Origin of the sequence: Solibacillus isronensis, assembly GCF_900168685.1 — a bacterium.
GTDB lineage: Bacteria > Bacillota > Bacilli > Bacillales_A > Planococcaceae > Solibacillus > Solibacillus isronensis_A.
In genome coordinates, this window is sequence record NZ_FVZN01000014.1 from 1 (window position 1) to 21,892 (window position 21,892).

20 protein-coding genes and 7 tRNA genes are annotated in these 21,892 nt (G+C 39.1%); 17 read left to right on the top strand and 10 right to left on the bottom strand.

Annotated elements, in window-relative coordinates; all coding sequences use genetic code 11:
• Window position 1: 1 nt before the first annotated feature.
• The 8 genes from B5473_RS08765 (at window position 2) to B5473_RS21070 (ending at window position 2,403) form a co-directional block, all read left to right on the top strand.
• Window positions 2-76 (top strand) — tRNA-Met (locus B5473_RS08765).
• A 3-nt stretch (window positions 77-79) separates the two neighbouring features.
• Window positions 80-155 (top strand) — tRNA-Asp (locus B5473_RS08770).
• 5 nt (window positions 156-160) lie between these two features.
• Window positions 161-236: transfer RNA gene (locus B5473_RS08775), tRNA-Phe, on the top strand.
• 3 nt (window positions 237-239) lie between these two features.
• Window positions 240-313 (top strand) — tRNA-Gly (locus B5473_RS08780).
• Between the two features lie 11 nt (window positions 314-324).
• Window positions 325-401 (top strand) — tRNA-Ile (locus B5473_RS08785).
• 11 nt (window positions 402-412) lie between these two features.
• A tRNA-Asn gene (locus tag B5473_RS08790) sits at window positions 413-488 on the top strand.
• A gap of 1 nt (window position 489) precedes the next feature.
• A tRNA-Glu gene (locus B5473_RS08795) sits at window positions 490-561 on the top strand.
• A 273-nt stretch (window positions 562-834) separates the two neighbouring features.
• Window positions 835-2,403: an S-layer homology domain-containing protein gene (locus tag B5473_RS21070; RefSeq protein ID WP_079524531.1), complete on the top strand. Its 1,569-nt coding sequence runs from the start codon at window positions 835-837 to the stop codon at window positions 2,401-2,403.
• Between the two features lie 489 nt (window positions 2,404-2,892).
• Here the strand turns inward: B5473_RS21070 and B5473_RS08810 are convergent, their stop codons facing one another.
• Complete coding sequence (locus B5473_RS08810) at window positions 2,893-4,194, bottom strand: S8 family peptidase (protein WP_079524533.1); 1,302 nt, start codon at window positions 4,192-4,194, stop codon at window positions 2,893-2,895.
• 134 nt (window positions 4,195-4,328) lie between these two features.
• Between B5473_RS08810 and B5473_RS08815 the strand changes: the two genes are divergently transcribed.
• Complete coding sequence (locus tag B5473_RS08815; RefSeq protein WP_079524534.1) at window positions 4,329-5,543, top strand: helix-turn-helix domain-containing protein; 1,215 nt, start codon at window positions 4,329-4,331, stop codon at window positions 5,541-5,543.
• Window positions 5,544-5,704: 161 nt separating this feature from the next.
• Here B5473_RS08815 and B5473_RS08820 read toward each other — a convergent pair whose 3' ends face one another.
• Both B5473_RS08820 and exaC read right to left on the bottom strand, forming a co-directional pair.
• Window positions 5,705-6,031, bottom strand: a complete 327-nt coding sequence (locus B5473_RS08820; RefSeq protein ID WP_079524535.1) for a DUF779 domain-containing protein — start codon at window positions 6,029-6,031, stop codon at window positions 5,705-5,707.
• A gap of 65 nt (window positions 6,032-6,096) precedes the next feature.
• A complete protein-coding gene (gene exaC, locus B5473_RS08825; protein ID WP_014824816.1) occupies window positions 6,097-7,617 on the bottom strand; it encodes an acetaldehyde dehydrogenase ExaC in 1,521 nt (506 codons plus the stop codon).
• A gap of 459 nt (window positions 7,618-8,076) precedes the next feature.
• Here exaC and B5473_RS08830 point away from each other — a divergent pair, with 459 nt between their 5' ends.
• Window positions 8,077-9,099 (top strand): AbrB family transcriptional regulator, encoded by a 1,023-nt coding sequence (locus tag B5473_RS08830; RefSeq protein ID WP_065216678.1) that lies wholly within the window; start codon window positions 8,077-8,079, stop codon window positions 9,097-9,099.
• Window positions 9,100-9,270: 171 nt separating this feature from the next.
• Complete coding sequence (gene cyoE, locus B5473_RS08835; protein WP_065216677.1) at window positions 9,271-10,167, top strand: heme o synthase; 897 nt, start codon at window positions 9,271-9,273, stop codon at window positions 10,165-10,167.
• A 612-nt stretch (window positions 10,168-10,779) separates the two neighbouring features.
• Here the strand turns inward: cyoE and B5473_RS08840 are convergent.
• Complete coding sequence (locus B5473_RS08840) at window positions 10,780-12,162, bottom strand: dipeptidase (RefSeq protein ID WP_008404693.1); 1,383 nt, start codon at window positions 12,160-12,162, stop codon at window positions 10,780-10,782.
• A 62-nt stretch (window positions 12,163-12,224) separates the two neighbouring features.
• Window positions 12,225-12,626, bottom strand: a complete 402-nt coding sequence (locus B5473_RS08845) for a YrvL family regulatory protein (protein WP_079524536.1) — start codon at window positions 12,624-12,626, stop codon at window positions 12,225-12,227.
• 272 nt (window positions 12,627-12,898) lie between these two features.
• Here B5473_RS08845 and B5473_RS08850 point away from each other — a divergent pair, with 272 nt between their 5' ends.
• From B5473_RS08850 to B5473_RS08875, 6 genes are all read left to right on the top strand, one after another.
• Window positions 12,899-13,453 carry a glycerol-3-phosphate acyltransferase gene (locus B5473_RS08850; protein ID WP_079524537.1) on the top strand — a complete coding sequence of 185 codons (555 nt, stop codon included), beginning with the start codon at window positions 12,899-12,901 and terminating at the stop codon, window positions 13,451-13,453.
• Window positions 13,440-14,957: an aminotransferase class V-fold PLP-dependent enzyme gene (locus tag B5473_RS08855; RefSeq protein WP_079524538.1), complete on the top strand. Its 1,518-nt coding sequence runs from the start codon at window positions 13,440-13,442 to the stop codon at window positions 14,955-14,957. The genes B5473_RS08850 and B5473_RS08855 overlap by 14 nt, the downstream gene beginning before the upstream one ends.
• A 210-nt stretch (window positions 14,958-15,167) precedes the next feature.
• Window positions 15,168-15,713, top strand: coding sequence for an RNA polymerase sigma factor (locus B5473_RS08860; RefSeq protein WP_008404685.1), 546 nt, complete (start codon window positions 15,168-15,170; stop codon window positions 15,711-15,713).
• 151 nt (window positions 15,714-15,864) lie between these two features.
• A complete protein-coding gene (locus B5473_RS08865) occupies window positions 15,865-16,212 on the top strand; it encodes a DMT family transporter (RefSeq protein WP_008404683.1) in 348 nt (115 codons plus the stop codon).
• Window positions 16,213-16,527 (top strand): DMT family transporter, encoded by a 315-nt coding sequence (locus tag B5473_RS08870; RefSeq protein ID WP_008404681.1) that lies wholly within the window; start codon window positions 16,213-16,215, stop codon window positions 16,525-16,527.
• 101 nt (window positions 16,528-16,628) lie between these two features.
• Complete coding sequence (locus B5473_RS08875) at window positions 16,629-17,195, top strand: TetR family transcriptional regulator (protein WP_014824811.1); 567 nt, start codon at window positions 16,629-16,631, stop codon at window positions 17,193-17,195.
• Between the two features lie 138 nt (window positions 17,196-17,333).
• On the opposite strand, the gene B5473_RS08880 is transcribed toward B5473_RS08875, so the two are convergent.
• The 5 genes from B5473_RS08880 to B5473_RS08900 form a co-directional block, all read right to left on the bottom strand.
• Window positions 17,334-17,759 carry a MarR family winged helix-turn-helix transcriptional regulator gene (locus B5473_RS08880; RefSeq protein ID WP_008404678.1) on the bottom strand — a complete coding sequence of 142 codons (426 nt, stop codon included), beginning with the start codon at window positions 17,757-17,759 and terminating at the stop codon, window positions 17,334-17,336.
• Between the two features lie 24 nt (window positions 17,760-17,783).
• Entirely contained in the window at window positions 17,784-18,185 is a 402-nt protein-coding gene (gene spxA, locus B5473_RS08885) for a transcriptional regulator SpxA (protein ID WP_008404676.1), read from the bottom strand.
• A 620-nt stretch (window positions 18,186-18,805) separates the two neighbouring features.
• Window positions 18,806-20,386 carry a ribosomal protection-like ABC-F family protein gene (gene abc-f / locus B5473_RS08890; protein WP_079524539.1) on the bottom strand — a complete coding sequence of 527 codons (1,581 nt, stop codon included), beginning with the start codon at window positions 20,384-20,386 and terminating at the stop codon, window positions 18,806-18,808.
• Between the two features lie 133 nt (window positions 20,387-20,519).
• Entirely contained in the window at window positions 20,520-20,708 is a 189-nt protein-coding gene (locus B5473_RS08895; protein WP_008404672.1) for an SE1832 family protein, read from the bottom strand.
• Between the two features lie 88 nt (window positions 20,709-20,796).
• The gene (locus B5473_RS08900; protein ID WP_079524540.1) at window positions 20,797-21,831 is read right to left on the bottom strand and encodes a PseG/SpsG family protein; all 1,035 of its coding nucleotides are present in this window, start codon (window positions 21,829-21,831) and stop codon (window positions 20,797-20,799) included.
• Between the last annotated feature and the right edge of the window lie 61 nt (window positions 21,832-21,892).

Consider the following 21,892-nt stretch of genomic DNA (forward strand, 5'->3'; position numbering starts at 1 on the left):
TCGCGGGGTGGAGCAGTGGTAGCTCGTCGGGCTCATAACCCGAAGGTCGCAGGTTCAAGTCCTGCCCCCGCAACCAAATGGTCCCGTGGTGTAGCGGTTAACATGCCTGCCTGTCACGCAGGAGATCGCCGGTTCGATCCCGGTCGGGACCGCCATTTGTGGGTTTGTAGCTCAGTTGGTAGAGCATTAGATTGAAGCTCTAAGTGTCGGCGGTTCGATTCCGTCCAAACCCACCATATGCGGGTGTAGTTTAGTGGTAAAACCTCAGCCTTCCAAGCTGATGTTGTCGGTTCGATTCCGATCACCCGCTCCAGTTTTTAAATAGGGCCTATAGCTCAGCTGGTTAGAGCGCACGCCTGATAAGCGTGAGGTCGATGGTTCGAGTCCATTTAGGCCCACCATATATAATTATTCCGAAGTAGCTCAGTTGGTAGAGCATCCGGCTGTTAACCGGCAGGTCGCAGGTTCGAGTCCTGCCTTCGGAGCCATGGCCCGTTGGTCAAGTGGTTAAGACACCGCCCTTTCACGGCGGTAACACGGGTTCGAATCCCGTACGGGTCATTTCTAAGCATGTAGCAGAAGCTGCATGCTTTTTTTATTTGTAAAGGATTTTAAATTTCTTATAGTCCGTAGTCCTTCTTGAAATAGAATATTAGTTTAACGATATAGAGGTTGTTGTGAAAAAGGGGAGAAGCGACAAATCCCAACTATAATTTTGAGTGGTCATGAAAAGGATGAACAATCCATTACTACCAAAAAGATAATTTAAATACTATTCAAAAATAACTTTCTTTCTTTATTAAAAAATCTATAATAAATAAGGGAGGTTAGAAAATGAAAAAAGTATTTAGTCTATTATTAGTGTTTCTTCTAATTATATCCTCGATGTTATATGCTACACCAACAAGTGCGGAACAAGTGTTTACCGATGTATCGCCAAAGCATAGTAACTATCAGGATATAGCTTTTTTATTGGATAAAGGTATTATTAGCGCCGATAAAAAGATATACGGTGTAAAGGACATTGTGACACGCGAAGAAGTGGCTGTCATGGTCGCAAAGGCTGTTGGTCTTGACGGCACACAGCGAGCTACGAAGTTTAAAGATGTTCCGAAGTCTCATAAAAACAGCGGGTATATTCAATCAGCTGTGGAAGCCGGTATCATTAACGGCTATACGGATGGTACATTTAAGCCGACGACAAAAGTGACACGTGGTCATATGGCTGCATTTATTGCACGTGCATTTGATTTACCGAATGGCACGAAAACCTTTAAAGATGTGAAAAAAGGGCATACGGCATATGAAGCAGTGAGCCAATTAGCTGCAGCCAATATTACAACTGGTTATGAGGATGGTACATTTAAGCCTGCGAATAATTTAACGCGTGCTCATATTTCTGCATTTTTAGCACGTGCAGTGAAATATCAGGAAGGTTTAGGCTCAACATCTTCTAAATTGAACGTACACTTTTTAGATGTTGGACAAGGAGACTCGATTTTAGTTCAAGCACCAAATGGAAAAACAATGCTTATTGATGCAGGGACGAAAGAATACGGCAGCACGGTTGTTGCTTATTTAAAATCTAAAAATGTGAAGAAGCTTGATTACGTAGTAGCAACACATCCAGATGCCGATCATATCGGTGGATTAGCTGCAGTACTGGAAAGCTTTACGGTTGGCGAGTTTATTAACAGCGGGAAAGTCCATACAACGGTAACATATGAAAATTTACTGCAGATGGTAGTCGATAAAAAAATTCCTTATACAGAGCCGAAAGCGGGAGACTTGATTTCATTGGATTCAAATGTGAAAACTCAAGTTTTAGCTGTCAATGCACAAGCAAGTGATATGAATGATGCTTCCATCGTATTAAAACTGACGTATCAAAATATGTCTTTCTTATTGATGGGCGATGCGGATGCAGGAATCGAAGAGCAAATTGCGAAGAAATATGATGTTTCCGCAACGATTTTAAAAGCGGGTCATCACGGTTCAAGTTCAAGTAGTTCGCTTGGATTTTTACAAGAAGTAAATCCGAAAGCGGTTATTTTAAGTTATGAAGAAGGCAACAGCTATGGCCATCCTCATAAAGAAGTGCTTTCAAACATTAAAACGGTTGGTACAAAAGCTTACGCAACTGCACAGGATGGAACAATTGTTGTGACAACGAACGGTCAATCCTACTCTATTAGTGCGAAAGAGTTCATCGTGCCGAATACGACACCTGAAAATCCAAAAGGTGATGTGAATTCTGGGACATATGTCATTCCAGGAGCACCGACTGCATTTAAAAACTGTACAGAAATGCGGGTTTATTATCCGAAAGGTGTCAGCTCATCGCATCCTGCTTACGCAACAGCAAGAGACGGCGATAAAGATGGCTGGGCTTGTGAATTATAATATACGTGAAGCAGCTTAAGTGATATTTACTTAAGCTGTTTTTTTATTGGGCGTTTTTATTAGAACAATGGTGCGGGATATTAGAAGAATTTGAGGCGATATTAGAAGAAATCAGAAGGGTATTAGAAGTTGCGCCGGTTTCATCTATTTTTTAATCTCGTATGCGGTTGAATTCGCGAAGCTGTAATGCGATCAGGTTTTTATTAGAACAATTGGACCGGATATTAGAAAAAGTTCGAGAGATATTAGCTAATCAAAAGGGGATATTAGAACAAAGCGGATACTTATTAGCACAACTCACAGTTATATTAGAAAATTGCAACTTTATTAGAATAAATAAAATTATATTAGAACATTCTTGAACATATTAGAACACTGCGACCAACCTTAAAAAGTGTATACCGTTAAGCAAAGGGGGAGAACAAATTAAATGAAAAAACGAAACACCAGCAGCCACGGCCGGTGTTTCGTTTTTTATTACATTCTATATTACTGAACACGGGCGAACCCAAATCCTGAAGCGTAGTCATCGCCTGTAGCGGCACCGTATCCGCCTTTAATATCTACAGCTTTTGCGCGTGTTTGTAAGTTTGAGCGCAGTTGCGTGTGAGACCAAGACGGGTTTTGAGCCCAGATTTTTGCTGCTAAACCTGAAACGTGAGGTGTAGCCATCGATGTTCCGCTAATTGTATTGTAGCCACCGTTATACCATGTAGAATAAATTGCTGAACCGGGAGCTGAAATTTCAATATCACCTTGCTGTATAACATAATCGCCATCCGTTGAAGCATACCCGCGTGAAGAGTAGTCAGCTACACGGTAAGTTCCGTTTTGCTGTACATTTTCTAATGCTGCTACAGCAATAGCATTCGGTAATGCTCCCGGATAGCCAATTGTTCCTTGTGCATAACCTGAGTTACCGGCTGCCGCAACAATAAGTACGCCTTTACTGTATGCATAATTGACAGCACTTGAAATTAGGCTGTTGTTCGCTGAAGAACCTAATGACATGTTGATGATTGTTTTTGTACCAGTAGATGTTGCTTGATCAGCAGCATGGCGGATCGCAGCAGCAATATCATCCGAGTAGCCAGAACCGCTGTCTGTTAATACTTTGTATGCCCAAAGATCTGCATCTGGAGCAATACCATAAACACCGCCTCGGTCGCTTCCGCCATCAGCCAGTGCTGACCCGGCAACATGCGTACCATGACCGTTTCTATCAGTACAGCTATTATTTACAACGGCTGTCGCTGTCGTAAAGTCTTTACATTGCTCCACAGTATTGGCAAGGTCAGGATGGGAAGTGTTAACTCCTGTATCAAATACAGCGATATTTACGCCGCTTCCTCCAGATGTAGATGTTAATGAACTATTATTATAAATCGCTTTAATTCCCCATGGTACTTGCTGGGAAGCTCTTGCGTAAGCAGATGCATCCGGTGTTCTTTCTTCTGTTGTAAAATCCTCGCCCAATTCCAGATTGATCGGATCTAATGAGACGACAGGAACTTTTGTGACTGTGAAATTTTTATTCTTTTGCAATGCTTGGAATTGCTTTTCATTTACTTCTGTTGAAAATCCGTTCTCTGTTAATTCCCAGCGTGCAGAATATTGTGCTTTTGCAGATTGTTTTGCAGATTGGTTGTTTGCTTCAATATACACACGGAATTTTTCTTGGCCGACATTGTTTAACGAATTGTCTTCACTATCCAATGTTGCTGCATGTGCCGGACTCATTAATGATCCTGCAATCAAAAGACTGAATAACGTACTCTTCACTTTTTTCATTTTCCTGACCCCTTTTCAAAGTATATTTTTGGATTACATATTGAATTTATCACAATACTAGTTTTTTGATTATTGGGAAAATATTAAGTATACTAGATAAACTATCTAACTATTTAAAGGGGCGTGGTAATTGAATGAAAATAGGTTCTTTAATAAAGTACTACCGTACAAAGCTTGGAATGACTCAAAATGAGGTTGCAGCGGGAATTTGCTCGATTCCACATTTAAGTAAAATCGAGAATAACAATAAAGAAGCAAACTGCGAGACAATTCGACTACTCTTGGAACGTTTAAATATTAATAGCCGTGATGTAGAAAATAGCGAACACCATATCATAAAGTTATTGAAAGACTTACAAAAACAGATCAATTACCTAGAAAATGAAAAAGCTATTGCGACAATGGGACTATTAAAAGATTATGAAGAGATCATTGGTTTTACAGAATCAGTCTATTTATATGAACTTTATAAATTACGTTACTACGTGTTTATTAACGATTACAAAATGGCGGAGCTTCAGTTGAAGTGGCTAAATGCCCACCGTCAGAATTTTTCCCAACATGAGAGATATTTACATTCTTACTATTATGCATTAGTTTTAATAACAAGGGGTAAGTATGCAGAAGCAGCTGGAGAACTAACTAATATACTTAAGACAAGCTCGGAACTTGGGTCACTGGAAGGGGAGTTTTACTATCACTTTTCGTTAATAAAAGGCCGGCTGGATGAACCGAGCCAGGCGATTCTTTATGGGAGAAAAGCACTGCATTATTATAAGGATCAGTTTAATTTTAAGCGGATTATTTATACTTCCATGTCGCTCGCTCTTTATTACGCGCAGGGGAAAGTATTCCATGAAGCAATCGAAATTTATGATCATCTCCTGAGAAATGTGGAACTGATGCAGCAACAGCAGTTACTGCCTGCTATATATCATAACCTTGGGGATTTATATCAAATGAGAGGCGAATATGAAAGAGCCCTCGTTTATTTTGAGCAAAGTGCTTCGTTAATGGAAAATAACAGCGATAACTATTTATTTTGTTTATATAATTTGGGCATGACGCAATTTCGCCTTGATCAAAAAGTAGAAAGTTTCAAAACCTTTACTATGTTAAAGGAAGAAGCAAAAAGTAAGAGAAAATTAAGTTTTAATTTATTTGCTTCTTTTTATTTATATTTGCTAGGTGGACAAGAAAAGAAAGCAATGGAATTTTTGGAGGGGAGGTTAATTCCGTTTACGGCAAACAGTGAAGAGTTTAAAGAAATGCACCAGCAGTTTTCTTATTTACTGGGCGAGTACTACAGGCAAGAAAAGAAATTTGAAAAAGCAATCCAATTCATTTAATTATAAAGGAGACGAGGAATATGAAGAAAAACGTTAAATTATCGCTATTATTATTAAGTGTGGCATTGGTGACATTGTCTATCCCAATTTATCCCCCAGTTTTATCTTAATAAAAAGCGCCATTCAGAAGCTTTATTTAAGCTGCTGGATGGCGTTTTACATTATTTCATTACCTTTGATTTCATCAAAAAAGCATATCCTTCTGCACTCTCCAATGAAAAAGATGCGCCCTGACCTTCCATTACATCAACAAGAACTTGCATATGCTTCAAATACTCCGACTGATGCTTATCAATATAATACGGAACATCCGAAATTTCCCCGATAAGTACAAGCTGGCTGCTAATATAGTGCCCGTCCTTTGTAAAACACATTGGCACCGTACCATCGCAGCAACCGGAAGACTGCTCAAACACCAAGTTTCCATGCTTTGCCTTCAACAGCTCGATAACCTCAACCGCTTTTTCAGTCGCGACTAACTTTTCCATAAAGCATCCTCCTATAAAAAAGAGGATGTACTGTAAAAGCACATCCTCTAATAGTCCGCTTGGGCTTAGAAGAAACCTTGAGCGTTTTTGTTGTAGCTTACTAACATACATTTTGTTTGTTGGTAGTGATCTAACATCATTAAGTGGTTTTCGCGACCGATACCTGATTTTTTATATCCGCCGAATGCAGCGTGAGCAGGGTATTGGTGGTAAGTGTTTGTCCAAACACGACCAGCTTGGATACCACGTACAGCGCGGTAAGCTGTATCCATGTTACGTGACCATACACCAGCACCTAGACCGAATTCAGTGTCGTTGGCGATTTCCATAGCTTCTTCGAAAGTAGAGAAAGTTGTTACAGAAAGAACTGGACCAAAGATCTCTTCTTGGAAGATACGCATTTTGTTGTGACCTTTGAATACTGTTGGTGCCACATAGTAGCCGCCTTCTTGGTCAGCATCTAATTGGTTTTGGTAGCCGCCGATAAGTAGCTCAGCGCCTTCTTCTTTACCGATTTCGATGTAAGATAAGATTTTTTGTAATTGCTCATTTGAAGCTTGAGCACCCATCATTACTTCTGTATCTAACGGGTTACCGATTTTGATTGCTTTAACGCGTTCTAATACACGTTCCATGAATTTGTCATAGATAGATTCGTGAACTAATGCACGTGAAGGACAAGTACAAATTTCGCCTGAGTTTAATGCGAACATTACTAAACCTTCGATAGCTTTATCCAAATACTCATCGTCATGATCCATTACGTCTGGGAAGAAGACGTTTGGTGATTTACCGCCAAGCTCTAATGTTACAGGGATAATATTCTCTGTAGCGTATTGCATAATTAAACGACCTACTCCAGTAGAACCAGTGAACGCCACTTTGTTAATGCGTGGGTTCGTAGCAAGTGGTTTACCAACTTCAATACCTAAACCATTAACAACGTTGAATACGCCTTTTGGTAATAAGTCTTGAATTAATTCGATTAATACCATGATTGAAGCTGGTGTTTGTTCAGCAGGCTTCATCACGATTACGTTACCAGCAGCTAATGCCGGAGCAATTTTCCAAGAAGCCATTAATAATGGGAAGTTCCAAGGAATAATTTGACCGACAACCCCGATTGGCTCGTGGAAGTGGTATGCTACTGTATCGTTGTCGATTTCAGAAATTCCGCCTTGTTGTGCACGAATCGCACCAGCAAAGTAACGGAAATGATCCACTACTAAAGGAATATCAGCATTTAATGTTTCACGTACTGCTTTACCGTTGTCCCAAGTTTCAGCAACAGCAATTTTTTCTAAATTTTCTTCAATGCGGTCTGCAATTTTATTTAAAATATTCGCGCGGTATGCAACAGAAGTTTGTGCCCAGGCACCTTTAGCTGCATGTGCTGCGTCTAATGCTAATTCAATATCTTCTTCAGTTGAACGTGCAACTGAAGTAAATACTTTACCAGTTACAGGTGATTTTACATCCAGGTATTGTCCTTTTACAGGAGCTACCCATTCGCCACCGATAAAGTTATCGTATTTTTCTTTAAAGTTAACTACTGCACCAGCAGTATTAGGGTTTGCATAGATCATCTATTAACACCTCTATTATTGTTTTAAAGTTATAGTAACTTTATGTCCTCATTATGCCACTAAGTACGTAAAATAGCAAATGAAAATGCTTACATACTTAGTTATGTCGTTATATTTGTAAAATGAAATCGCATGGAAAAATCATTTTTGGTGAAATTGTTTATGTACTGATACAGAGGTATTAGGTGGGCGAGGTGATGAAAAAAAGTGGATTAAACCTTATATCATTATAATAAGTGGTTATTATATAACAAAAATATACAGTGGAACTATATGTATAAAAAATCATAAATATTTATAAATATTTTTTATTGTATGTTATATTTTCTATTTAATTAGTGGCTTTATAAAGTTGGAATTGTACACATTCTATTATATTACCAGTTTAATTAGTTGTTCGCATTACGAAATAATTTAAGTTAAAATGAACGTATTCATTAAAAGGAAAGGGGAGAAATTATGCTTCTTGTATTCGTCATTGCACTTATTGGGGCACTTCTATTCTCCACGCTTTCATTTCCGATTCCATGGCTGATCGGTCCTATTTTTTCGGTGCTGGTTGCACAGTTTTTCATTAAAGATAGGCTGCGATGGCCGGCTGTTTTGCGAAATACAGGACTTGTAATCGTTGGTGTCGCAATTGGTCAGCAATTTGATTTCTCGCTATTTTCCGATTTCAAATCCTTGCTGTTTTTTATGGTCATCGTCAATGTTCTATTATTTGCATTTTGTTTAGGGATTGCATGGGTGATTGCTCGATCAACGGGTCTTACATTTAAAACGGCCGTCGCCGCCAATGTTCCGGGTGGGTTATCCCAGCTTGTATTGTTTGCGGAAGAGGAAGGGGATGTCCATTTAACAGCGGTCACGTATTTTCATATTGTCCGTGTATTGGGGGTCGTGCTGCTCATCCCGTTTTTAGTGTCAGGTCATGTTGTTGGGGGAGCAAGTATTCCATTGACATGGGATGTATGGCAAGTGGGTCTGGTCATTTTGCTCGCTGCTGTTGCCGTCCCGCTTGGCAGAAAATTAAAGCTCCCTGTCGCGCACTTTTTAACACCGATCATCGTTGTCATCGGATTAAAATTCTTTGGAATTGAAGCACCGACAATGTCGAGTGATGTTCTTCATATTGCGCAAATTTTAATCGGTGCCTATATTGGACTGTTATTAAAGCCTGAAACATTGCGTCTTCCATTGAATGTTTTGATCGGTGGGATGGCCAGTACGGTTGCGATGATTATTCTCACATACGGCACAAGCTTACTCATTGCCCGGTATTTAGATTTGAGCTTTGCGACAAGCTTTTTAAGCACGGCACCTGGTGGACTCGATCAAATGGGGCTTTTAGCGGCTGCGGTAAAGGCAGATATTTCCGTTGTAACCGTTTTCCAGCTGTTTCGTTTGCTGTTTATATTCTTATGTGTACTACCTATTATTAAGTGGGTTTACCGAGAGCGGGAAGAGTCTGTACAACAATGAATGATAAGCCGTTTCATTAATTGTCTGTCCAGCAATCCAATCATTAATTGTGACAGGATTATCACGACATTTTAAATGGAAAAATGAGAAAAAAAGCCTGGATGCTAACCCTTTATGTCCCGATTAGGTTATACTAGAGAAAGTGATTAATTAGGAAGTAGGATTAAGAACATGCAAACGCAATCGAATCGACAGTTGTGGGCGCAAGCAGTGAAGACCGGCATTATAAAATCTAACTTAATTCCGATGATCGCGGCATTAATGCTCGCCCTGTATACGTATGAATTAAATTTTATTGATCATATTCCCGCTATTATTTATGCAATTATTGGTTCGGCAGCAGTTATAGCTGCTGCAGGTGCATATAATAACGTCTATGACCGGGATATTGATCAAATTATGCCCCGTACAAAAACTCGTCCAACCGTTACTGGAGAACTTTCTGCGAAGTTAGTGCTAATCGTTGCGACGATTTTATTAATATTAGGATGTACGGCGCTTTATTTAGCATCACCGTTAGCTGCTATGTTAGGGTTTTTAGGTGTATTTTTCTATGTTGTCCCTTATACAATGTGGACAAAACGCCGTACAATCTGGAATACAGAAGTTGGTAGTATTTCAGGCGCTATGCCCCCACTCATTGGGTGGGCAGCCGTCGCTCCGGATCTGTGGCATCCGGCTGCATGGGCGCTGTTTCTAATTATGGTCATTTGGCAAATGCCTCATTTTTATGCCATTGCCATTCGTAAAAAAGAGGATTACGCCGCGGCGAATATCCCAATGCTACCTGTAGCAAAAGGGGAAAAGCGCACATATATTCAGTCGAATATTTATCTCGTGCTGCTAATTTTATCGAGCTTTTTGTTTTTACCGCTTAGCTTAGGTTTAACAATCGTTTCACTTGTCCTTGGTGTCATTTGGCTATGCATGAGTATTGCTGCATCAAAAAAACAAGGTGAGAAGAAGTGGGCGAATATTATGTTCGGCTATTCGCTCTTCCATATGATGGCTGTATTTGGGACAGTCTTTATTTATGCAACAGTTGGCATGATTTTAAATGCGCTTTAAAGTTGTAGAAGTAAAAACTCATTCATTTTCCTATAGAGAAAATGAATGAGTTTTTTTGTTATATAGGTTAAGCACATGTATAATCTTCTTTTTTATTTAGTAATAAATGCTTATATGGAATAGACTTTTCTTATATAATATAGGATTTCGTCAAAAATCAATTAAGAAACATCAAAATATTATTATTTTCTATCCGCTTGTTGAGAAATTGTGAACAGAAAATGTGAGCATAATATGACAATGATAGCCCACGTATTTTTTGCTTGAAGGAGACATGCTATCATTGGTTTATCAAGTAGAGCGGTGTGCATGGAAGGCAAACTTGCTCACTCATTGATATGCTATGTTACTCATAAATCTCGTACATGACTTCGACAACATATAACCCCCCTATTTTTATATGGTCCCGTACGGATTCCAAAAGACGCCAATGCTGTAGTGAGCATTGGCGTCTTTTTTGTTTATCGTCCAGGCTAGGCTAAAGCGCCAACTCCTCGGACATTTCGGTCCCTCCAAAAGAGGCTCACACGGTGTGAGTCATTGGGGGGCATGCCACAGGGACGTGGCGTTTTGCCCACTAGGAGTTGGACTGGCGCTTTAGCACTTTTGTTTTTAAAATTTAATTGTTGCTACTTCATGCATGTAATCGCCAAGTACTCGCAAGCCTTGGTCGAAGTTTTCAAGATGGAAGTGTTCGTTTGGTGCATGGAAGTTTTCGCTTGAAAGACCGAAGCCCATTAACACTACAGGCAAACCTAAAATTTCATCGAATGCTGCAACGATCGGGATTGATCCGCCACCGCGCGTATAAGCTGTAGGTACTTCATATACTTTTTCATATGAACGACCTGCCGCCTGAATTGCCGGGTGATCGAATGGTGTTAAGTAAGGTTTTCCTTTATCAAATTCAGAAATCGTTACTTCGACACCAGTTGGTTTATGCTTTTCAATATGCGCTTTCAGTAAAGAAACGATTTCCTCAGGGTCTTGATCCGGTACTAAGCGGCATGTAATTTTTGCACCCGCTTCAGCAGGTAAAACTGTTTTAATGCCTTCACCAGAGAAGCCGCCGAATACACCGTTTACTTCCAATGTTGGACGTGCCCATGTTTGTTCCAAGTAAGAATAGCCAGCTTCACCGAATAATTCTTTCACACCGACTTCTTCTTTTAATGCTTCTTCATCAAAGTTCAAATCACGGTAAGCTTGGCGCTCTTCTTCAGATAGGGGACGAACTGAATCATAGAAGCCTTCCACTTGAATTGTACCGTGCTCATCACGGAAAGAAGCTAAAATTTCTGCAAGTGCATGGATCGCGTTTTGAACACCACCGCCATAAAGGCCAGAGTGCAGGTCACCTTTTGCACCGCGCACATCAATCTGCACACCTGTTAGTCCGCGTAAGCCATAGCATACTGCAGGTTTTCCTTTTGCGTATAGACCTGTATCGGAAATGACGATTAAGTCAGCTGCTAATTTTTCTTTATTGTCTTCTGTATACTTCGGAAGAGACGGACTGCCGATTTCCTCTTCACCTTCATAAATGAATTTCACGTTTACCGGTAATGTACCTTCTGTCGCAAATAACGCTTCGATCATTTTTAAATGCATGAACACTTGTCCTTTATCATCCGAAGAACCACGTGCAAACAGTTTATTGTCGCGGATGGCCGGTTCAAAAGGAGGTGTTTCCCATAAGTTTAATGGATCAACTGGTTGTACATCATAATGACCGTAGAACAGAATTGTCGGTTTACCTTCAGCATGAAGCCATTCCCCATAAACGACCGGATGACCAGCTGTTTCATCTACTGATACGTTTTCGATGTTTAATGATTTTAAGTGGTCCGCCAGCCAGTTTGCCGCTGACAACATATCTGCCTTGTGCTCAGATAGAGCAGAAATACTAGGAATACGTAAAAATTCGTTTAACTCCGCTAAATGACGTTCACGGTTTTCCGTAAAGTAACCGTCTAACTTTTCTAAATGACTCATATGGTTGAGTGCCTCCCTTTATTTCGGTTGTAGAAATAATTATAGCATAGAACATCTGGAAATCAGCTTCTCATCTTTCCTTTTTTTGAGCCTGCATCAAACACCCAATACATTGTCGCTGTCGCGATGGCAAAGACAATTCCGCCATATAAAGACAAGTAAATGGATTCCATTATGAGTGAAATTGTCATTAAAAGCGTAAAGGAGATAAGTAAGTGCGCAAAGTATTTGTGGAACCGGTGATTTTGCGTTGTTTTTAATTCAATCAGGACATCAGAAAACATAACAAACGCAAATTCAATGACTCCATAAATTAGAATGAACCAAATTAAGTTTCCCCAACCTTCAAATTCAATTCCGACAAGCAGTAAAATGCCTACTTCCACAGAAATTGCGATTCCGATGATCGCTATAAATAGTAATCCGATAAAAATAAAGCCTATAAATCCTCCGAAATTCTTCATATAAACTCCTAACAAATTTGAATAGATAATAGTTAGTATAAATGATTTTTAGAAAAAAGAGGGAAGCACGCTCCGTCAGGAAATATAAAAGTACACTTTTTTCAATTGTTCTCTAAATGATTATATGGAGTACCTGCGAATAATCATTTTATAAACCCATTTAAAGTTAAGAAATACTGTATTGTGTTTTTGATAAATATGGAAAGCAATCGGTGCAACTTCTGCTCAAATACGCTACGATAAAAATAATAAATCCAAAAAGGGTGATTAAAATGTTCTATATACTGCTAAGTTATTTACTCGGTACAATCCTTTTTGCGATCGTTCTAGGGAAAGTAAAAGGAATTGATCTTCAGCATGCGAATAGCGGTAATCTTGGGGCACGAAATGCCGGCCGTACATTAGGGAAGTGGGCTTTTATCTTTGTGGCAGTAGGGGATGGTTTAAAAGGGCTTCTTGTAGTGGTTGTGGGACGAATGCTTGAGCTTCCTGAACTGACGATTGCACTTGCTGTTATTGCTGTAGTGCTTGGCCATTTGTACCCGTTTTGGAATCGCGGAAAAGGTGGAAAAGGAGTTGCAACGGTAATTGGAGCAATGGTCGCTTTTTCACCGTTATTGATTTTCGTATTTTTAGCTGGCTTTTTATTGAGCCTGCTCGTAACAAAAAGTGCAACACTTAGTATGACAGGCGGGTTTATCTTGTATGGAATAATTATGAGTGTATATATAGAAGCAGGATTCATCGTAACAATCGCACTTGTTCTCGTTATTTGGAAACAGCGTCATAGTATTGTAGAAAGGGTGAAACCAAATGTACTGGAGTAAAATTGCAGCAACAGATGAAGAATTTGATGCAATCGCAGCATTAAACTATGAAACTTTTGTAGAGGAAATTCCTCAGCATGAGCACAATCCGCTGCGTCGGCTTATCGATAAATTTCATGATGAAAATGTGTATGTAATCGTCTATAAAAATACCGAAATGGTCGGTATGGTTGCATTCCGCGATACACGACCATTTTCAATCGATCGAAAAATCGGTAATGTAGAAAAATACTTGGATGCAGATGTTTGCGAACATTTATGTGAAATCCGGCTGCTCGCGGTGAAAAAGAATCACCGGAACGGGCGTGTTTTTACGAAGCTTACAACAGCGATCTACCGTTATTTTTATGATGTAGGATATACAGCATGCGTCATTTCCGGTACGGTCCGAGAAGAGAAAATGTATACGCAAATGGGGTTCAGGCAATTTGCGTCAGCTGTTGGAACAGAGGAAGCACGGTATTTGCCGATGGTTTTAACACGGCAGGACAGCGCGGTTTTCCGTGAGCGTCTGCGTGAACAGAATAGAGTGTTTTTTCCGGGACCAGTTGCATTGGAAAATCCGCTGATTCCATCCACCATTTCCCATCGCTCCGTAAAATTCCAGCAGGAGCTTGATGATATGAAAAGCGGGTTATGTAAACTTGCAAAGGCAAATTACGTTATACCACTTGTCGGTACAGGGACACTTGCTAATGATGCGATGCTCGGCCAGCTGAAAAGTGAATTTCCTCTTGAAACCGGACTAGTATTGGTAAATGGGGAATTCGGTCAACGTCTTCATAACCAGGCCAAACAGTGGGGACTACATATTGAAAAGATTGATGTTGGATGGGGAAATCCATTCGATATTGCAGAAATTGAAGCGTATTTACAAAAGGCGGGGTATCGATACATTTTATTTGTGCATGGCGAAACATCAAACAGTACATTAAATCCGCTTGCCTCGTTAGGGAAGTTGGCGGAAAAATATGAGATAAAGCTATGTGCGGACTGTATTAGTTCGTTTGGTTCCATACCATTTTCGATGCAGGGGCTTCACTATGCTACAGCAGTCAGCGGGAAGGCGCTTGGCACGGTGGCGGGACTTGCTTTCATCTTCTGTAAGGAACAACCGATTTCTAGTGATGCACCACTGTATTTGAATTTGCCTTATTATATTGAGAAGCAAATTCCGTTCACATTGCCGCATAGTTTTGTAGAGGCAGTAATCGATGTACTAAAGTTGTATCCGGAGCGCTTTGAAGTATTGGAAAAGCGGATGGAGGCAATTAAGAATTCAACGCTTGATGTAACAGCAACTTATCCGATGATCGCTACATGGGAGCACCCAAAAATGGCTGAAATCCTTACTGCATGCGAATTAAATGGTTTTTATCTGCATGGCGACAGCGCATATTTAAGAGAACGCAATATCGCTCAAATAAGCACAATCCAACCGAATTTTGAAAAAGATTTTAAAAAGTTAAATGAATTGCTTACTTATGTAATGGAAACTTTGTAGGGGGGAGGACTATGCGGGGGATGCAGAAACATTTATTTCGTTCAAATGATTACAACCAATCTTACAGCATTGTAAGGTAATTGAAAGCCAATCCGATAGAGTGTAATTGTTTAATTTGGCACAATAAGGTCATAAGGAAATTTAACATACACATACGATGTAATTATGCCAAGGGCGCACTTCATATAAAATCTATCGGAGGACTTTCAAATGAATGAATTATTAACGACTATTTATGATGAATACAACCGCTACATTTACCATCTTTGCTTAAAGCTTACACGCAATCAAAACGAAGCAGAAGATTTAATGCAGGAAGTTTGGGTAAAAGTTGTACGCTATGAAGAATCAGTATCAAAAGTAGACCATGTAAAAGCATGGCTTACAACAATTACGATGAATACATTCCGCGACCGCTATCGCAAAAATGTACGCCGCAGTAAATACATGATGAATCAACCTGAACAATTAGACGTACCGATTTTAGATTTGGTTCCCAACAATGATTTTACGACAGAAGAACTTGTGGAAAAAACAGAAATCACAAAAATCGTGCAGGAGAAAATGGCACAGCTTGATAGCATTTACCAAAAAACATTATGGTATTTCTACGTGGACCAATTCTCATTAGCCGAAATTTCCGAATTGATGAAAGTGTCAATCGGTACGGTGAAATCTCGTCTATTCCGCGCAAAAGCACGCTTAAAAGAAATTTTACTATCCGATAATGGTGTCGCAGAAGCAGTATTGGCTTAGTAAAAGATAGGACGAAAGCTATGGCAGAAAGTTGCCGTAGCTTTTTTTGATTGCCTGGAGATCAACCCTTTATTAATACGTGATTTGCTTTCAATAATATAATATGATAAATTATGAATGAACGTCAGTCATTAATTGTAGGAGGTAAGAGATGAAAAAGTCATGGATTTATGTAGGGTTAACAAGTTTGTGCGAATTATTATGGATTTACGGCTTCAATGTAGCAAGTGCGTCATGGCATTGGGCAATTATTATCCCACTTATCACTGTTGATTTTTATTTTTTAGCAAAAGCGTGTGAAGGACTACCGACTGGAACAGTTTATGCAATTTTCGCTGCCATTGGGACAATTGGTACGGCATTGATGGATGTTTATTTATTTGGTGAATCCTTTACAACATTGAAAATTGTATTCATAAGTATCATTGTAATAGGTGTGATGATGTTAAATATAGCGGATACATTGTCTGAACGGAAGGTAGAAAAGGGGGCGCTATAATTGGGATGGATTTTTGTAATTTTAGCTGCAATATTAGAAACAATTGGAGTTATTGGACTTAAGAAATTTAGTACCTCGAAGAAGCCGAAAGATTTAGTAACACTTGTTGCGGGTTTCGGTAGTGCTTTTTACTTTTTATATGCATCTTTTGAATATTTACAGGTAAGTATTGCTTACGCTGTTTGGATTGGTCTTGGAACAACAGCAGCAGTCATTATTAATATGCTTTTTTTCGGCGAGTCAAGGAGCATAGGAAGAATGGTGGCTGTGTTTGTGATTGTTATTGGAGTTTCCGGATTAAAATATGTTTCATAGCATAATATTATTGTTTTGGTACATTGTTTCTTCTTTGAACTTTCGTTATCATGAAAGTAGTTTCTGAATGAACTTCATTCAACAAGATAGGGGATGGCGTATTGAATAAAAAACAAAAAATTATTGAAGCAACAATTGAGCAATTTATAAATAAAGGTGTAGAAGGCACAAAAATTTCAGATATAGTTAAGGCCGCTGGAATTGCTCAAGGCACATTTTATTTGTACTTCCCTTCAAAATTTTCAGTCATGCCTGAAATTGCTAAATATGCTGTAGATGAAATTATGAAAAGTATCGAAGAAAATGTTAATTTAGATGAGTCTTTTGACCAAAAAATTGAGCAACTTATTAAAGCAGTGTTCCAAATTAATGAGCAGAAAAAAGAGCTGTTTGCTATTTTATATGCAGGTCTTGCACAAAGTGAACATTTAAAACAATGGGAATCAATATATGCGCCGTTTTATGAGTGGGTGTATAATTTATTGAATGAAGCATTACAAAATGGCGAAATTCGTTCGACTATTGATGCTTCACGTACATCGCGAATTTTAATCGGTTTATTCGAGTCGACAGCGGAGCAATTATATCTATACGATTCTACGACAACTGAAGAAATTCAGGCCCAATATGAGGAACTTGTTAAATTTACGAAAAGCGCATTGAAATAGATGCGTTTTTTATTTTATATCTATAAGACTAATGGATTTTTCTAGTAAATAAGTTGATAAAGCAGAAATTAAACTGTAGTCAGAGCAACAAACATTTTGTTTCAACAGAAAAAAGCGAGCAAAGAGCTGCTCGCTTTTTTAAAACTTCGTACATTTTTCAAAGATTGCCGTTAAAGTTTTAATTTCATCTTCTGTTAACATGCCGAACAGATTTTCGAAAAGATTGTCTACTTGCTGTTGAGAGCGTTCGAGTACTTCGATTCCTGCTTCGGTAATATGAATTTGCGAAGCGCGGCGATCCGTTTCATTTTGTGTTTTTTCAATGAGCCCCGCCTTAATGAGCTTCGTCGTCAAAACAGTCACGCCACCTGTTGTCACTTTCAGCTTTTCTGCAATGGCAGAAGGGCGCTTTGGTCCGTCTGTATGCAAATAAGCCAAAATTAAAATATGTGATTTCGAGAAGCCTAACTGATTTTGACTGTTCCATTGATTAGCAATTTTGCGTTCCAACGATGTCATCTGTTCAAAAAGTTCGGTTAACTGCTCGCGTTTATGCTCATTCATCAGTGTCAACTCCAAATATTATCACTATTCTACGGCTAATTTTTGAAGGGCATTTAATTCAAATGCACGCACTTTACGAGGGATGAAACGACGAATGTCCATTTCGTTATAGCCGATCTGAATGCGTTTTTCATCAAGTAAAATAGGGCTGCGCAACATACGAGGATGCTGTTGAATTAAGTTGTACAACTCTTGAATGGATAACTGATCAATATCAATGTCCAGATTTTTGAAATCATTCGAGTTTGTCGCAATAATTTCATCCGTACCATCTTCAGTCATACTTAAAATATGTTTAAACTCTGCTAAAGTCAAAGATTGAGAAGTTGTTCTTTTTTCAGTATAAGTAATATTATTTTCGTTTAGCCATTTCAATGCTTTTCGTGATGAGGAACAGCTCGATTGTGTATAGATTGTTACTGTCATAATTAATTTCCTCGCTTTCCCATAATCAATAATTTGGTGATAGCTTAGTTGTAAGACATTTACTTATAATAATATCTTACCAGTAAGCTATTAGTAATGCAACAAGTTTATTATATGTTTCCCTATATCTGTTTACCCATTCTTCTAATAAATTATACGTATAAAACTATAAAAAGTTTCTAATTTAATATTACAGTTTTGTAAAGTAGAAATTAGAAGAGGGAGGGGATTACTGGGCGCGGTGAGTTTTAAATAGGAAATTATTCTAATATGTAGTTGGAGAGTGCTCTAAAATACCGCGACTTTTTAATATATTCCTGAATTATGCAAGATAGAACTTTCTGTAAAAAAATTTTTTTGACATTCAGAGGATATTGAACTGAGAATACCAATAAAACAGCATTTGTTTCAACAAAATTGGCAGTGTTTCTAATAAATGCTCGAACATTTAATATATTCGTTAGTTATAATAAAAAGTCCTTGCCAAGCGCTATTATATTGGCGGAAAATTCCGAAAACTAAAGGTAATTTTCAAATATTTGCCACATTTATTCTGAGTAAAACAAACCGAAACTCAAAACAGCGCACTCCGTAAAAGAGTGCGCTGCTTCATTAAAAAATTATTTAAATTCGTTTAATTCCTTTGTTTCACGCGTCGTGAACCAATCTTGCACGTTCCACACTTTCGTAGCCAAGCCCTCATAGAATTCCGGTTCATGCGATACAAGAACGATTGTACCTTTGAATTCTTTCATGGCGCGTTTAAGCTCTTCTTTCGCATCAACGTCCAAGTGGTTTGTTGGTTCGTCAAAGATCAGCCAGTTTGTTTGATCCATCATCAGCTTGCAAAGACGTACTTTTGCCTGCTCACCACCAGAAAGAGAATTCAGTGGGCGAGTAATATGGTCCGTTTTTAGACCGGCACGTGCCAATGCAGCACGAACTTGTGCTTGTTCCATAGAAGGGAATGCATTCCATACATCATCGATCGGTGTGATTTTATCTGCTTTTACTTCCTGTTCGAAGTATGATGGCTCCAAATAGTCACCTAAAATCACTTTACCGTCCAATGGTTGAACTTTGCCTAACATTGTTTTCAGTAAAGTCGATTTCCCGACACCATTCATGCCGACTAACGCAATTTTTTCACCGCGCTCGATTTGGAATGTAAGTGGCGGCAATAATGGTTTTTCTTTATCATAACCAATTACCAAACCTTCCGCTTCCACTACGTAACGGCCAGGTGTACGCGCTTCTTTAAAGCTGAACTCCGGTTTTAGGGCAGTTTCCGGGCGATCAATGCGCTCCATACGATCCAACTGCTTCGCACGTGATTTTGCACGACCACTTGTTGAGTAACGTGCTTTGTTGCGCGCAATGAAATCTTCCTGCTGCTTAATAAATTCCTGCTGTTTTTCATATGCATCGATATGCTGGCGCTTGTTAATTTCAGCAAGCTCGATAAATTTCTCATATGTGGCAGTGTAACGCGTCATTTTAGCAAATTCTAAATGTAAAATCACATCGACAACATTGTTCATGAATTCCGTATCATGCGAGATTAACAGGAATGCATACGGATAGTTTTTCAAGTAGTTTTTCAGCCAAGTAACATGCTCTTCATCAAGATAGTTCGTCGGCTCGTCCAGTAATAATACTTTTGGCTTTTCAAGTAAAAGCTTAGCAAGTAAAACTTTTGTACGCTGTCCACCAGATAATGCGGCAACATCACGCTCCAGGCCGATTGCATCCAACCCTAAACCACGAGCTATCTCATCAATTTTCATATCGAGGCTATAGAAGTCACCTGCATCCAATGCATCCTGGATTTCAGACATTTCTTCCAATAGGCTGTCGTAATCTGCATCAGGCTCGCCTAATTCCACAGAAATTTCATTTAAACGCTCTTCCTTCTTATATAAAGGTGCAAACGCGTCACGTAATGCATCACGCATTGAACGGCCGGCAGTTAAAACCGTATGCTGATCCAAATAACCGTAATGTGTGCCAGGCAGCCATTCCACTTTTCCTTCATCATGAATTGCTTGCCCTGTAATGATGCTCATCAATGTTGATTTCCCAACACCGTTTGCACCAACAAGTCCGATATGATCGCCTTCAACAAGACGGAACGAAACATCTTTAAATAACGTACGGTCACCAAATGAATGACCTAAATTTTCAACAGTTAATATTGCCATATATAATCCTCCGAGTGTTTAAGTGTTTGCTACTAATAACGTTGATTTTTGTTTGGCGGAAGCTTTACTCACCGCCTGCATTCCAATCAACTAGATTCTTCTGAAAAATTTATCCATTAAAAAACCCGCAACATTAAAGTGCTGCGAGCTGTTTGTTTAGTTCTGCTAGCCGTGCTTCCATATTTTCAAGGCGTGCGAGCGCTTGTTTTACTGAGTCTGCATGGCCAAGTGATTCTAGCTTTTCCATGTCGCCTTGAAGATTGATGTAATCATTCTTTAATTCGGCGATTTGCTGCTGAAGCTGGTCTTTTGTTAGCATCATTAATTACTCCTTTATTTTCGGAAATTAATCTTTTCATATTGTAACATAATGCATACATTTATGTGATGGGGAAAGCCTAATTTTTTAGTTAAATATGGGCCATATTATGACGGGCATAAGCTAAATCGAGCAGCAGGTTTTTGAGGATTTCATTATTTGTTAAAATTTCAAGACTGCGCTGCTTGCGTACAGCTCGTTCACGGCGCTGCTCATGGAGTAAAAGTTCCATCACGGCATTTTGAATAATGGATTGCTTCATTTTCCGACCTAGACCAATATGGATAAAGCCGTTCATTTCGCGTGTGAATGCATAGTTCAGCTCATTATCCTGCTGGGCCGTTGTAATACAAGGGATCCCGGCTGCTGCCACTTTGTATGGTGTATAGTTGGCATTGCAAATAATCAAGTCAGCTTGCGGCATCAACTCGAGCAGGGCATCAGCTTTTTGAACGATGACAGTATTCTTCCGGCTTAGTGCCATCATTTTTAGACTATCGATGTCATGATGGTATTCATCGTCAATAGCGACTGAAATTTTTAATGGAATTTGCAATTGTGTTAAGTGGCGTAAAGTCCGGTAAGTCAGGTTGTTGCTATCCCCATCTTCAAATGCGACAACAATATGGGGTAGCGAATCTTTAATCGAGCTGTCAGGTTTTTCAAGGATTTGGTGTGCGACTTCTTCTAAATTTGGCGGGACGGCAAACGCATAGCTGCCTGCCAGTTCATGTGTATGCGGCTCTTCATGGGATTCCCCAAACAACGAAACGATATGACAGTCGCTAAGCTGTGCACCCATGCCAAAATCGTCAAAATGAACAATCGTCGAGCAAAACGGTTTAATCATTTCAATTTGTTCAACTTGGGTATCTTTACCTTCATGGATAATTAAATGAGGCTCCAATTCACGCATTTTCTTTTTAAGTTCGATAAAACGATCAAACTTTACAATATTTAAGCCTGTTTGGGCCAATTTATCAAGAAGCTGTTCGTTTGCAGTTTTTACAAAGAGAATGACCTCTTCATCCTGCAACAGATTTGCCAAAGTTACTGCACGCTCAAAAGGATATGTTCCTTTAATCTCACAATGCTCGATAATCCATATAATTTTTCTTTTTTGCACGTAAATCCCATCCTTTCCACTATCTCTATAAAATATGGTGGGATTGCCGAAATTATGAATG